General features: G+C 44.0%; 6 protein-coding genes, 2 tRNA genes and 3 rRNA genes. 9 read left to right on the forward strand and 2 right to left on the reverse strand.

The features are described 5' to 3' along the window. Nucleotides 1-66: 66 nt before the first annotated feature. Nucleotides 67-660: a chromate transporter gene (locus J4856_RS06570; protein WP_025836881.1), complete on the reverse strand. Its 594-nt coding sequence runs from the start codon at nucleotides 658-660 to the stop codon at nucleotides 67-69. A 169-nt stretch (nucleotides 661-829) separates the two neighbouring features. Then, nucleotides 830-4,576, reverse strand: coding sequence for a phosphoribosylformylglycinamidine synthase (gene purL / locus J4856_RS06575; RefSeq protein WP_025836883.1), 3,747 nt, complete (start codon nucleotides 4,574-4,576; stop codon nucleotides 830-832). Between the two features lie 969 nt (nucleotides 4,577-5,545). Between purL and J4856_RS06580 the strand changes: the two genes are divergently transcribed. The 9 genes from J4856_RS06580 (at nucleotide 5,546) to J4856_RS06620 (ending at nucleotide 14,862) form a co-directional block, all read left to right on the forward strand. After that, nucleotides 5,546-6,406 carry an OmpA family protein gene (locus J4856_RS06580; protein ID WP_025836887.1) on the forward strand — a complete coding sequence of 287 codons (861 nt, stop codon included), beginning with the start codon at nucleotides 5,546-5,548 and terminating at the stop codon, nucleotides 6,404-6,406. Between the two features lie 244 nt (nucleotides 6,407-6,650). Further along, nucleotides 6,651-7,013, forward strand: coding sequence for a DUF1304 domain-containing protein (locus J4856_RS06585; protein ID WP_025836888.1), 363 nt, complete (start codon nucleotides 6,651-6,653; stop codon nucleotides 7,011-7,013). Between the two features lie 569 nt (nucleotides 7,014-7,582). Further along, a 16S ribosomal RNA gene (locus J4856_RS06590) occupies nucleotides 7,583-9,113 on the forward strand. A gap of 158 nt (nucleotides 9,114-9,271) precedes the next feature. After that, nucleotides 9,272-9,345 (forward strand) — tRNA-Ile (locus J4856_RS06595). A 64-nt stretch (nucleotides 9,346-9,409) separates the two neighbouring features. Next, a tRNA-Ala gene (locus J4856_RS06600) sits at nucleotides 9,410-9,483 on the forward strand. A gap of 221 nt (nucleotides 9,484-9,704) precedes the next feature. Further along, nucleotides 9,705-12,605, forward strand: a 23S ribosomal RNA gene (locus J4856_RS06605). Nucleotides 12,606-12,904: 299 nt separating this feature from the next. After that, a 5S ribosomal RNA gene (gene rrf / locus J4856_RS06610) occupies nucleotides 12,905-13,017 on the forward strand. Together the 16S, 23S and 5S rRNA genes with 2 tRNA genes alongside form the textbook arrangement of a ribosomal RNA operon. Nucleotides 13,018-13,641: 624 nt before the next feature. Continuing rightward, entirely contained in the window at nucleotides 13,642-14,250 is a 609-nt protein-coding gene (locus tag J4856_RS06615) for a hypothetical protein (RefSeq protein WP_065367617.1), read from the forward strand. 36 nt (nucleotides 14,251-14,286) lie between these two features. After that, nucleotides 14,287-14,862, forward strand: a complete 576-nt coding sequence (locus tag J4856_RS06620; RefSeq protein WP_025840003.1) for a cob(I)yrinic acid a,c-diamide adenosyltransferase — start codon at nucleotides 14,287-14,289, stop codon at nucleotides 14,860-14,862. Nucleotides 14,863-14,890: the final 28 nt, after the last annotated feature.

Raw genomic sequence — 14,890 nt, forward strand, 5'->3', positions numbered from 1 at the left:
CTATTTCTTTTGCGAAGTATATCCCGTTAGGCTCTCCCCTCCTTTGGAGGGGCTGGGGGAGGTATCTCACTCCGTCGGTTTAATAAACTTCCCATAAAGGAATCCACCTAATCCTGCTGCAATAATGACGTAAACAGGATTAACACCTAACAGCCAAATGGCTATCGCGGTGACAATAGGAATCCAACAGTTTGCCAATGAAAGTTTTGCACTCTTAGCCAAGGTAAAGGTTGGTGCTGCAATCAAAGCCACGACAGCAGGGCGTATTCCGCGGAAAATTGCTGCCACCCAAGGAATGTCCATAAACTGATGGAAGAAGAGAGCGATGCAGAGAATGATAAGGAAAGAGGGGAGAATTGCTCCCAAGCAGGTGCAAATGGCTCCTGGGGTCTTCCGCATCTTATAGCCTACAAAGACACTGATATTAGCTGCAAAGACACCCGGACAGCTTTGTGCAACAGCTATCAGGTCAACAAACTGGTCTTCTGGAATCCACTTTTTCTTTACTACGACTTCGTTTTGAATAATCGAAATCATAGCATAACCACCGCCAAGTGTAAAGGCTCCGATCTTAAAGAAGGTTTTGAAGGCTTCCCAATAGAATCCTTTGGGTGATGGACGTTGGGTGTTTGGTGTTGATGAAATGTTATCTTTGTCCACTGTGTCTTGTTTTTATAGTGAAATCAATATTAGAGAGGTACAGACGCCCCCATCTGTTCACATATACCTATTCGGTAATATAACTCAGATGAGGGCGTTTCCCTGCGTTGTCTATATATATTAAAGGTGTACTAATCTATTACACCTTCAATAGGGGAGGGGGCAAACTTTACAACTTGCTTTCAACCCACTTACGAGCATTTACAAATGCCTCAATCCATGGTGTAACCTCTTCCTGACGACGCTCACGTGGATAGTAAGCCTGCTGCCATGGGAAGATAGCACGTTCCAAGTGTGGCATCATTGCAAGGTGACGACCGTCTGCAGAGCAGATACCTGCTACATTGTAGTCAGAGCCGTTAGGGTTACCAGGATATTCAGCGTAATTGTATTTAGCAATGATATTGTACTTGTCTTCAGCCTCTGGCAGATAGAAACGACCCTCGCCGTGTGCTACCCAGATACCGAGTTTGTTACCGCTCAGTGAACCGAACATTACACTATCGTTCTGTGGAATGGTCAAGTTCAAGAATGAACTCTCAAACTTCTTACTTGTATTGTGGCAGAGGTGAGCACGATGCTTGTGTTCTGGGTTGATAAGGTTCAACTCAACCATCAACTGACAACCGTTACAGATACCCAATGAAAGTGTATCTTCGCGTGCATAGAAGCGGTCGAGTGCCTGCTTAGCCTTTGGATTATAGAGGAAAGCACCAGCCCATCCCTTTGCAGAACCGAGTACGTCAGAGTTAGAGAAACCACCGCAGAAGACGATCATATTTACTTCTTCCAAAGTCTCACGACCAGTGATGAGGTCGGTCATCATGACGTCTTTCACCTCAAAGCCTGCCAAATAGAGTGCATAAGCCATCTCACGCTCACCATTGGTGCCCTTCTCACGAATGATAGCTGCCTTTGGTGTTTGGTGATGGGTGTTAGGTGTTGAAGTCTTCCAACGGTCTGCATTGAGTCCATACTGCTGAAGTGTACCGGTGAAGTCAGCATTAAACTTCATCTCGATTGGCTGCTTCTTATAGTTCTGAGCACGCTTCTTCGCCATGCCGTTCATACTTTGTTTGCGGTCGAGCAAGTACGAAGTCTTATACCATGTCTCACGCATAGCATCAATATCGAACTCTGCCTTCCAATCGCCATCAGCAATGCTGAGCGTACGTTTGTCAGGACTTGGTGTACCGATACGAGCAAAGCCGATACAGTTCTCAGTCAAGAATTCTTTGACTTCTTCCTTATGTTCATCAGCAACCTGAATAACTACACCCGGATTCTCAGCAAAAAGCTTCTTGATTACATCGTCACCCTTGATGTCGTGGAGGTTGATATGCAAACCACCTTCAGCATTAGCAAAGGTCATTTCAAGCAATGTTGTAATCAAACCACCTGCTGAAATGTCGTGTCCAGCAAGTATCCATCCACGGCGAATCATCTCCTGTACAGCATCGAAACAGTCGCAGAAGTACTGTGGTTCTTTCACGGTTGGAACGTCACTGCCAATCTTTCCGAGACTCTGTGCAAAGGCAGAACCACCTAAACGCTGCTCGTCAAAGCTAAAGTCGATATGATAGAGGCGTGTGTTCTTATTATTAACAAGTACTGGAGAAACCACCTGACGAACATCGCTTACCTCACCACCACTGGTAACAATGACGGTTCCTGGAGAGATAATCTTATCTCCATTAGGATATTGCTGAGTCAGAGAAAGTGAATCCTTACCTGTTGGAACGTTCACGCCGATAGCGCAGCAGAAGTCTGATAGTGCCTTAACCGCACTATAAAGACGTGCGTCTTCACCCTTCTGTGAGCGACAAGGCCACATCCAGTTGGCTGAAAGACTTAGGCTATCCATGCCGTCTGCCAATGGTGCCCATACGATGTTGGTCAATGATTCAGCTACGGAAAGGACAGAGCCTGCCTCTGGTGATGCGAGTCCTGCCTGTGGAGCGTGACCGAGTGCGGTAGCAATACCCTTATGACCACGATAGTCTAAGGCTACAACACCACAGTCAGAGAGTGGCAACTGAATCTCACCCTGACACTGCTGACGGGCAACCTTACCTGCAACAGAGCGGTCAACCTTGTTTGTCAACCAGTCCTTACATGCCACAGCTTCTAACTGAAGCACACGCTGGAGGTATTCCTCCACCTTATCTATACTATAAGATACATTCTCATATTTGCGTTCAACGATCTCATCCTTCATGATTGTCTTTGGAGAATGACCGAACATCTGTGCTACGTCTAAGTCGAATGGTTTTACACCATCGCCCTGTACGAAAGCAAAGTGGGCATCACCTGTAGTTTCACCAACAACATACATTGGTGCACGCTCACGCTCAGCAATCTTCTTCACGTGGTCGAGGTGCTTCTCGTCAATGAGCAAGCCCATGCGCTCCTGTGATTCGTTGGCGATAATTTCTTTGGCACTCAAAGTCTTGTCACCGATAGGCAACTGTGACATATCAATCTTACCACCAGATTCTTCAACAAGCTCACTCAAGCAATTCAAGTGTCCTGCAGAACCATGGTCGTGAATAGAAACAACAGGGTTGTTGTCTTCTTCTACCAATGCACGTACGAGGTTATAAGCACGTTTCTGCATCTCTGGGTTAGCACGCTGTATGGCATTCAACTCAATACCATTTGAGTAACGACCAGTATCAACTGATGAAACAGAACCACCACCAAGTCCGATACGATAGTTATCACCACCAACGACAACTACCTTGTTGCCAGCCTGTGGTTCACCCTTCAGACAGTCGCGCTTGGTACCATAACCAACGCCACCTGCAAGCATAATTACCTTATCGTAAGCATACTTCTCACCATTCTCTTGATGTTCAAATGTGAGTAGTGAACCGGTAATTAAAGGCTGACCAAACTTATTACCGAAATCACTCGCACCATTAGATGCCTTGATAAGAATCTGTTCTGGAGTTTGATAGAGCCACTGACGGACAGGAAGGATATCTTCCCAATCACGTAAGGCTGGAGTTGTACCGTCATCTTCTGTCAGACGAGGGTAAGCGGTCATATAGACTGCTGTTCCTGCGATTGGCCATGAACCAACGCCACCGCCCATACGGTCGCGAATCTCACCACCCGTACCTGTTGCTGCTCCATTGAATGGCTCAACGGTAGTTGGGAAGTTGTGGGTCTCGGCTTTCAGAGAGATAACACTCTCGATAGGCTTTACTCGGAAATAGTCGGATGTACTTTGGTTTGCTGGTGCAAACTGCTCAACCTCTGGACCTTGTGCGAAAGCTACGTTGTCTTTATAGGCTGAAAGAATCTTACCAGGATTCTCTTTTGTAGTCTTCTTGATGAGGCTGAAGAGGCTGCTCTCCATTACCTTACCATCAATGACAAACTCACCACCGAAAATCTTATGGCGGCAATGCTCAGAGTTAATCTGTGCGAAACCGAAGATTTCAGAGTCGGTGAGTGGGCGGCCATTCTGCTTCTCAATCTTGTGGAGATATTCCATCTCCTCTGGTGAGAGTGCCAAACCTTCCTCTTCGTTGAACTTCTCCAAGTCCTCTACACGCTTGATAGGCTCTGGCTCGTGGTTGACAGTGAAGATTGCCTGGTCCAAACCCTCATACATACGTTGCAACATTGGGTCGTAATCAGCATCTTTGCTACTTACAGGGAAGTACTCCTCTATACGCAAAATGCCGTCAAGACTCATGTTTTGAGTAATCTCGACGGCATTCGTACTCCAAGGAGTAATCATCTCACGGCGTGGTCCCACATAGTAGCCCTGCAGTGTCTCTTCGTTCTGCAAGTAGGTGGCATCGCCATAGAGCCAACAAAGTTCGTTGATTTCCGCGTCGGATAATGCATGATAGACTTCTGTGGCAATCACGCTTTTGGACTGAGTTCTGAAGAAAAGAATCATAGTCTTTATATAAAATTTGGTGTTACTTCTGTTTGCAAAGATACGATATTCTTTGGATATACTGCCCTTTTGCCCAGTGTTTTTTAGTCTTCTTAGGTGTTATAAATAATCAGACTCGGTTTTGTGTGGAATTATGCTGTTTAAAGTAATAATGAGAATGAAGTGCTAATTTTACTTTTACGTAAAAATGGATAGGGCTTTTCTGCCTTTTACGATAAAATCTTATATCCTTCATTGATGGAACTTTTCCCTTTATAAAAGAGGATTTAACAATATCTGTAAGGCTGCTTTCTAAAAGTAGAAAGAACCTTTTTCCTTTTCGGTAAGGTAATAGTGTCGGGGGCGTTGATTTGTTGGATTGAATTTCTTTTCATGAAAGTAAATATTTCTTGTCGTGAAGAAAAATATTTTTTTTCATGAAAATAATTTCTTCTGTTCGTGAAAATAATTCGGTAAAGTTACCCTTTATAGATCTTTTGTTGGTTTGTGTGCGTTGTAATGAACTTGTTTTCAAGAAGGTAAAGGCTATATTTGTAAATGGAAAGGTAGCCTTGTTTCTTTTTATTTACACTAATAGTCGAATTCGTTTTTTGTGAACTCTCTTTGACGTTATTAATGGTTGTTATTCCATACGTTACTATGTCTTTTCTTACTTGATTATCTCGTCTCATGGCTATTTTGTCTTCTAATAGTTTATTCTGTATAATTTCATCAAAAAGTTCCATTAATTGTAAGTTTCAGGTTAAAAATGTCTAAACTCATTATACAACTCTTTGTTTTACACGTCTTTATAATATCTTTGCAATAGATATACCGCATTCTGTGTAATGAGGTTAGTTTTGTGTACCTGTTTGCGTCGTTTTATACAATAATGTGAGTAGGTTTCAAAACCGTAGGATTGATTTCTTTTTACGTATGTTCGGAGGAATCTATTACAAGTAGAATAATAACCAAAATAAAATAGTAAATATGAAAAAGAGTCTTTTTATCGTAGCTTTGGCATTGGGTACACTTGCATTTAGCAGTTGTGCCAGCAAGAAGGATTTGGAGAATTGTCGTACAGAAAACAATCAGTTGACGGCAGATTATCAGAATGCTAAGGAAACGATTGCTGCCAATAACGCACGTATCAAGAGCTTGGAAGATCAGTTGGCTCAGGCAAGAGAGAGTGCTGCTGCGTTGCAGGGTAGTCTTGATAACAGTTTGAGAAATGCCAATTCAAACAATATCAACATCTCTAAACTTGTTGATCAGATTAACGAGAGTAATCAGTATATCCGTCACTTGGTTGAGGTGAAGTCTAAGAGCGACTCATTGAATATGGTATTGACAAACAATCTTACTCGTTCTTTGAGCCGTGAGGAGTTGAAGGAGGTTGATGTACAGGTTCTGAAGGGTGTTGTTTATATCTCTTTGGCTGACAATATGCTTTATAAGAGCGGTTCTTATGAGGTGAATGATCGTGCTGAGCAGACATTGAGCAAGATTGCTAAGATTATTACTGATTATAAGGATTATGATGTGCTGATTGAGGGTAACACTGATAATGTGCCTATCAACACTACTACAGACAAGATGAAGAATATCCGTAATAACTGGGATCTCTCTTGTTTGCGTGCAGCATCTGTTGCGCAGTATCTGCAGGATCACTTTGGTGTAAATCCTAAGCGTTTGACAGCTGGTGGTCGTGGTGAGTATAACCCACTTGCTACTAACGATACTGAGTTGGGTAAGCAGCGTAACCGTCGTACACAGATTATCATTACTCCAAAGCTTGATCAGTTCATGGATCTCATTGGTGAGGCTCCAGAGGCTAAGGCTACAAAGTAATCTGATTATGAATAATGACGTTCTGTCCTTGATTCTCCAGCGATGTCCACGGAGGTATAGGTGGATTTTGGCTGTATTTTCCGTATATATGATTTATATCTGTGGAAAGTGTCTCGGAGAAGCATTGTGGTATTTACTGCATTGATAGAATAGAAAACGTTGATAAATATAAATCTGCATCTTGTCTATACTGTATTGACAAGGTGCAGATTTTGTCTTTTATTATAGTATATAAGTTTTGCGTATGGATATTACTTTTATGATTTTAGCTACATTGGTAGCTGTCGAGCACATATATATAATGTGTCTTGAAACAATATTTACTAAATCGAGAACAACTGTGCGTACTTTTAATATGGATGTGGAGGAATTAAGTCGCCCATCTGTATCTACGTTATTTAAAAATCAAGGTGTCTATAATCTTTTATTGGCAGTGTTGATTTTAATAGCTGTTTGGGTAATGAATGATTTGTTTTGGACGCGTTGTCTTTTGATGTATGTGGCATTGGTAGCTATTTATGGCGGTTTTACAAGTAGTCCAGCTATTATTTTAAAGCAGGGTGCGCCTGCTTTGGTAGCATTAATATATAGTTTTGTTCTATTATAGGTATTTGTTGTTTTGGCTAAAATTGAAACTTCCCTTATTTTCGATTTTGCGTTTAAGGGGTTATTTCTTGTTTAGTGGTTTTGTAGCGCTATTTTTGTTTTTATGGCTTCCTGGAGTGTGATAGGGGTGTCTTGGGTGTTGTTTTGGTTGATTTGTGTCAAGGCTTTGGGTGATTTTTATTTTTTTTGAAAAATAATCTTCAAAACATTTGGTAGTATTCAAATTTCTCTATACCTTTGCATCCGCTTTACAAAACAAGCCACCTGGCAAGTTGATTAAGGCAATAAAGAAAGAGTTCTTTGAAAAGATTTACATAAACAGAGAAGTAGTACAAGAAGCGTCTGTTTGATTTTATATCAAATGGATGGGTAAAAGAAACGAACCGATCAATTCATTGTTCTTGCTTTTGAGGCACCGCCTCAAAACAATTAAGAAACAAGCGAAGAGGTGCTTTTTACTTGATACTTTTAGGATAAGCGTTCTGAAACAGAGATTACTCGGTGACGTGTTTGGAAGTAGTGGTATTTATTATCACCTATTATCCATCATTTATCACCAACAGATATTTTACAATGGAGAGTTTGATCCTGGCTCAGGATGAACGCTAGCTACAGGCTTAACACATGCAAGTCGAGGGGAAACGGCGGAGAGTGCTTGCACTCTTTGGACGTCGACCGGCGCACGGGTGAGTAACGCGTATCCAACCTTCCCATTACTGTGGGATAACCTGCCGAAAGGCAGACTAATACCGCATGGTCTTCGATGACGGCATCAGATTTGAAGTAAAGATTTATCGGTAATGGATGGGGATGCGTCTGATTAGCTTGTTGGCGGGGTAACGGCCCACCAAGGCAACGATCAGTAGGGGTTCTGAGAGGAAGGTCCCCCACATTGGAACTGAGACACGGTCCAAACTCCTACGGGAGGCAGCAGTGAGGAATATTGGTCAATGGACGTAAGTCTGAACCAGCCAAGTAGCGTGCAGGATGACGGCCCTATGGGTTGTAAACTGCTTTTTTATGGGAATAAAGTGAGGGACGTGTCCCTTTTTGCAGGTACCATACGAATAAGGACCGGCTAATTCCGTGCCAGCAGCCGCGGTAATACGGAAGGTCCAGGCGTTATCCGGATTTATTGGGTTTAAAGGGAGCGTAGGCCGGAGATTAAGTGTGTTGTGAAATGTAGACGCTCAACGTCTGACTTGCAGCGCATACTGGTTTCCTTGAGTACGCACAACGTTGGCGGAATTCGTCGTGTAGCGGTGAAATGCTTAGATATGACGAAGAACTCCGATTGCGAAGGCAGCTGACGGGAGCGCAACTGACGCTTAAGCTCGAAGGTGCGGGTATCAAACAGGATTAGATACCCTGGTAGTCCGCACAGTAAACGATGGATGCCCGCTGTTGGTACCTGGTATCAGCGGCTAAGCGAAAGCATTAAGCATCCCACCTGGGGAGTACGCCGGCAACGGTGAAACTCAAAGGAATTGACGGGGGCCCGCACAAGCGGAGGAACATGTGGTTTAATTCGATGATACGCGAGGAACCTTACCCGGGCTTGAATTGCAGGAGAACGATACAGAGATGTTGAGGTCCTTCGGGACTCCTGTGAAGGTGCTGCATGGTTGTCGTCAGCTCGTGCCGTGAGGTGTCGGCTTAAGTGCCATAACGAGCGCAACCCCTCTCTTCAGTTGCCATCAGGTGATGCTGGGCACTCTGGAGACACTGCCACCGTAAGGTGTGAGGAAGGTGGGGATGACGTCAAATCAGCACGGCCCTTACGTCCGGGGCTACACACGTGTTACAATGGCCGGTACAGAGGGATGGTGTAATGCAAATTGCATCAAATCTTGAAAGCCGGTCCCAGTTCGGACTGGGGTCTGCAACCCGACCCCACGAAGCTGGATTCGCTAGTAATCGCGCATCAGCCATGGCGCGGTGAATACGTTCCCGGGCCTTGTACACACCGCCCGTCAAGCCATGAAAGCCGGGGGTGCCTGAAGTCCGTGACCGCAAGGATCGGCCTAGGGCAAAACTGGTGATTGGGGCTAAGTCGTAACAAGGTAGCCGTACCGGAAGGTGCGGCTGGAACACCTCCTTTCTGGAGAGAATGCTTTTTAGTTGACAAGTTGACAAGTTAAAAGTATTGTAAAGATAAAAAGAACCTTGGTTCGTTTTTCTTCTTGTACTCACTGACACTGTTTTAAGAATAAGAGAAAGGAAGTCTGGCAAGAGAAGCTGCAGAGTTTCTTCCAACTCAGTCCTATAGCTCAGTTGGTTAGAGCGCCACACTGATAATGTGGAGGTCGGCAGTTCAAGTCTGCCTGGGACTACACATCGGCGCTAAGCCAATGTGAACTGGGTCAGAGCCTGATAACCTATATTTCTCTATCCCTTGGGGGATTAGCTCAGTTGGCTAGAGCACCTGCTTTGCAAGCAGGGGGTCAACGGTTCGAATCCGTTATTCTCCACTTAGCTGTTCACGCTTCTGAGGCACTGCCTCAGAACAATCAAAGTAACAGCATAAGATCTTTGACATATTGACACAAGCAAGACTGTAAAGTAGAACTATTCTTTCAATGATTGGAAGAATTAGTATTCTAAACAATGAGGTTTAAACTTCATTTTTTTAGAATCACACAACAGCTGAAAGTATGAGCTACATTTCTTGTTGTCAACAACGAGAAAGGCGAAGAAAGTAAGAAAGGGCGCATGGCGGATGCCTTGGCTCACGGAGGCGATGAAGGACGTGATAAGCTGCGATAAGCCTTGGGTAGGTGCAAATAACCTTTGATCCAAGGATTTCCGAATGGGACAACCCATCAGGTTGAAGACCTGTTATCACTACATAAGTAGTGAGGCGAACGGAGGGAACTGAAACATCTTAGTACCTCTAGGAAGAGAAAATAAATAATGATTCCCCTAGTAGTGGCGAGCGAACGGGGAATAGCCCAAACCTGCTTTGTGGCAACGCTTAGCAGGGGTTGTAGGACCACGCTGTCGTACTTAGATTGTGAGAAGAATGTTCTGGAAAGAACAATCATAGAGGGTGATAATCCCGTATTCGAAGCATGACGAGACGTAGTGGTATCCTGAGTAACGCGGAACACGTGAAATTCTGCGCGAATCAGCCGGGACCATCCGGTAAGGCTAAATACTCCCGTGAGACCGATAGTGAACGAGTACTGTGAAGGAAAGGTGAAAAGCACTCCAATAAGGAGAGTGAAATAGTTCCTGAAACCATGCGCCTACAAGCGGTCGGAGCTGCTTACGCAGTGACGGCGTGCCTTTTGCATAATGAACCTACGAGTTACCATGTCTGGCAAGGATAAGCGTCATGAGACGCGCATCCGCAGTGAAAGCGAGCCTGAATAGGGCGTCGAGTCAGATGGGGTAGACGCGAAACCAAGTGATCTACACTTGCCCAGGTTGAAGTCCGGGTAACACCGGATGGAGGACCGCACGGATAAGCGTTGAAAAGCTTCCCGATGAGGTGAGTGTAGGAGTGAAAGGCCAATCAAACTTGGAGATAGCTCGTACTCCCCGAAAGGCATTTAGGTGCCGCGTGCGATGATCTCCATAAGAGGTAGAGCGACCGATAGGTCAAGAGGGCTTCACCGCCTATCGAGACCTGACGAACTCCGAATGCTTATGGACCGCAATCGTGCAGTAAGGGGGCGGGTGCTAAGGTCCGTCCCCGAGAGGAGAAGAATCCAGACCGCCGTCTAAGGTCCCGAAATTCTGTCTAAGTTAGTCTAACGAAGTCTGGTCCCCGTGACAGCTAGGATGTTGGCTTGGAAGCAGCCATTCATTCAAAGAGTGCGTAACAGCTCACTAGTCGAGGGTCCGGGCATGGATAATAATCGGGTATAAGTCAGATACCGAAGGCGCGGGATAGTAATGTATATTAAAAGTATCGGTAGGGGAGCATTCCATTGGCGTTGAATGGTGAGGGTAACCGATCCTGGAGCTTATGGAAAAGCAAATGTAGGTATAAGTAACGATAAAAAGGGTGAGATTCCCTTTCGCCGAAAGACCGAGGTTTCCCGGGCGATGCCAATCAGCCCGGGGTTAGTCGGGTCCTAAGTCTCAGCCGAACGGCGAAGGCGATGGCAGATGCGGTTAATATTCCGCAACTCGCTATTACAGTGATGTGGAGACGGAGCAGTGACACTGCCGCGCCCTGACGGAATAGGGCGTTTAAGTGCGTAGGCTATGAGGAAGGCAGGCAAATCCACCTTCCGAGCTGAACCATGAAAGTACAGGTAATCCTTCGGGATAACTTGAGTGCAGGTAATCATACTTCCGAGAAAATCCGCTAAACTTAATGTAATAGCGACCCGTACCGCAAACGGACACACGTGGTCGGGTAGAATATACTAAGGCGTTGAGAGATTCATGGTTAAGGAACTAGGCAAATTGACCCCGTAACTTCGGAATAAGGGGTCCTCATAGCAATATGAGGCGCAGAGAATAGGTCCAGGCAACTGTTTAACAAAAACACAGGGCTGTGCTAACTCGAAAGATGATGTATACAGCCTGACACCTGCCCGGTGCCGGAAGGTTAAGAGGAGATGTCACCAGCAATGGGAAGCATTGAATTGAAGCCCCGGTAAACGGCGGCCGTAACTATAACGGTCCTAAGGTAGCGAAATTCCTTGTCGGGTAAGTTCCGACCTGCACGAATGGTGTAATGATCTGGACGCTGTCTCAACCATGAGCTCAGTGAAATTGTAGTATCGGTGAAGATGCCGATTACCCGCGATGGGACGAAAAGACCCCGTGAACCTTTACTACAGCTTAGCATTGACCTTGGTCATCCGATGTGTAGGATAGGCCGGAGGCTTCGAAGCGGGTGCGCCAGCATTCGTGGAGCCATCCTTGAAATACGGCCCTTTGGCTGTCTGAGGTCTAACGCGCCTGTGGTGCGGACACTGCTTGGTGGGTAGTTTGACTGGGGTGGTCGCCTCCAAAAGCGTAACGGAGGCTTCCAAAGGTGCCCTCGGGCCGATTGGTAACCGGCCTTATAGAGTGCAATGGCATAAGGGCGCTTGACTGGGAGGCAGACATGCCGAGCAGGCAGGAAACTGGGGCATAGTGATCCGGCGGATGTGTATGGAAACTCCGTCGCTCAAAGGATAAAAGGTACTCCGGGGATAACAGGCTGATCCCCCCAAGAGCTCATATCGACGGGGTGGTTTGGCACCTCGATGTCGGCTCGTCACATCCTGGGGCTGGAGAAGGTCCCAAGGGTTGGGCTGTTCGCCCATTAAAGTGGCACGCGAGCTGGGTTCAGAACGTCGTGAGACAGTTCGGTCTCTATCTATCGTGGGCGTTGGAGTTTTGCGTGGTGCTGACACTAGTACGAGAGGACCGTGTTGGACAGACCTCCGGTTTACCAGTTGTGCCGCCAGGTGCACCGCTGGGTATCTGAGTCTGGATTGGATAAGCGCTGAAAGCATCTAAGTGCGAAGCCAGCCGCAAGATGAGAACTCCTCATAAGGGTCGTCATAGACGATGACGTTGATAGGGTGTAGGTGTAAAGACGGTGACGTCAAAGCCGAGCACTACTAATTGCCCGAAACTTTCTTCGGGTCTCCCGCCTCTAGATATTGGAGTGCGGGGACCAGTGACTCAGACTTTGAGCTGTGTATTCTTCTAAAGTAAGAAGAAAAGTTCTAATATGTTTTGCTTGTGGAAATACGTCACCTTATACGGCTGACAAGTCAGTAGACGAGTTGACAAGATAACGAGTTAACAAGTAAACAAGTTATTAGTTCTATGGACAATATTTAATAATGGATCTACTGATAAGAAGACAGAAAGAAGACAAGAATAATGACAAATAACTGGTCAACTTGTCAACTGTGAACTAGTCAACCGAGAGAAATATCAGGTGGTTATTGCGTCGGGGTCCCACCTCTTCCCATTCCGAACAGAGAAGTTAAGCCCGACTGCGCCGATGGTACTGCAATGCAATGCGGGAGAGTAGGTGGCCGCCTTCTTTTACGAGAGCCCTGAAGAGAAATCTTCAGGGCTTTTTGTGTTTATGGAGGTCAAGCTTATTTGGCTAATAAGCCTACTAGAGCTAATAAGGCTAATAGGAGTAATAAGGCTAATTGGACTTAATAGGACAAATATTTATATTTAGAGACCAATGTCCTATGTTAATGATGAGTTTATTTTTTCTTAGACTATCGTTTTATAATTTGCTGTCACTACTGTCATCCATATTAGCTTGCTAATTAGTTTGGTTACAGGTACTTTTACGAAGTGTTAATAATGACAGCAACTAAATATAAAATTAATCTTGCATTTTATGCACTATTTTTTTATCTGGGAATTATTATTATTTCTAATTTTGAAAGCGCTTTTTATTATTAGTCTTTTGTGTATCTATTTCCTCATTTTTTCCTACAGAACCCTAACTAGTCAATGTGGATGATAATGCAAATTTATTTACGACAATTTTACATCTGAGTGCATGATGTTGTGTATGATAAGTATATGATGCTATTAATAGTATGATGTTTTGTTAGTTTTATATACTTTGTTAGTGTTGCTTTTTTAGTCGAATATTTTTCTGATATGGAAAAAAATACTAACTTTGTCAATCATATTAATTCATCATGATATATTTTGTTAAACGATTCTTTGTTTGGTTAAGACGTGCGCGTTATTCCAGAGGATTTGGTGTACAGTCGCCTTGGGCATATCGTTTTATTCGTTATGTGGTGAATGAACATTATCCTTATTATAAGTATGAACAACTTGCAGAGCAGGTTTATGCGATTGACAAGATAACTCGCAAACTATGTAGGTTTTACTTTCGTTTAGCAAATTATCAGCAAGCTCACACATTTATTGATTGTTTTCCAACTTCTTCTTGTTACAAGATATATGTAAGTGCAGGTTGCCGTAAGACAATTTATCGTCAGGTAACAGAATCGATATCAGAAGAGGAACTGGTACGTTTATTTTCATCTATCGGTGAGAATAGTATGGTGCGTGTATCTCTTGTTTCAAACTATAGTACGGTAATCGATAAGGCATTGGACCATTTACCTCCATCATGTGTGTTAATTATTGAGAATATAAAGCGAGATAATGAAGTTCAGAAGTACTGGTCTGGTCTTATATCTGATTTGCGCACAGGTGTTAGCTTTGATTTATATTATTGTGGGGTATTGTTTCTGAGAACTGATATGGTAAAGCAATCATATATAGTAAATTTTTGAAAATACAAGGTTAAACTTTAGAAATGTAATACTATTATGAAGATATATACGAAGACAGGTGACAAGGGTATGACTTCCTTATGTGATGGTAGTCGCTTATCGAAAGATGATATACGAGTAGAAGCATACGGAACATTAGACGAACTGAATGCGCATATAGGTTTACTTATTTCGTTATTACAAACAAGTAGTTCAAAAGAAGGAGTACAATCTGCTGCTAACCTCACAGATTTCTTATCTGAAATCCAGGAAGAACTCTTTGTAATTGGTGGCGAGCTTGCTCGTGCAGAGATGAAGACCGAAGAACTTGTTAGTACTCAAAAACTCATTGCGAAAATAGAAACCATTATTGATGAACTATCTTCCCAACTCCCTGTGCAGCACCATTTTGTTTTGCCAGGGGGTATCATACCGGCAGCTCAAAGTCATGTTTGCCGTACGATTTGTCGTCGTGCTGAGCGTCGTATTGTTGCTTTATCCCATGTGGCAACAGTTTCACCTAAAATCTTTATCTTTGTCAACAGATTATCAGATTATTTCTTCATTTTGTCACGTTATTTGAATAAAGATAGTGTCACAAGTGAAAAAACATGGAAAAATACTTGCAGATAAGAAAATAAATGTTACTTTTGCACGCACT

The organism is Prevotella scopos JCM 17725 (assembly GCF_018127785.1).
Taxonomy (GTDB): Bacteria; Bacteroidota; Bacteroidia; order Bacteroidales; family Bacteroidaceae; genus Prevotella; species Prevotella scopos.

Excerpts from the sequence above, each read along its gene's own strand:
- J4856_RS06620 (WP_025840003.1), top strand. The coding sequence starts at position 14,287 with ATGAAGATATATACGAAGACAGGTGACAAGGGTATGACTTCCTTATGT.
- J4856_RS06585 (WP_025836888.1), top strand. The coding sequence starts at position 6,651 with ATGGATATTACTTTTATGATTTTAGCTACATTGGTAGCTGTCGAGCAC.
- purL (WP_025836883.1), bottom strand. The coding sequence starts at position 4,576 with ATGATTCTTTTCTTCAGAACTCAGTCCAAAAGCGTGATTGCCACAGAA.
- J4856_RS06615 (WP_065367617.1), top strand. The coding sequence starts at position 13,642 with ATGATATATTTTGTTAAACGATTCTTTGTTTGGTTAAGACGTGCGCGT.
- J4856_RS06580 (WP_025836887.1), top strand. The coding sequence starts at position 5,546 with ATGAAAAAGAGTCTTTTTATCGTAGCTTTGGCATTGGGTACACTTGCA.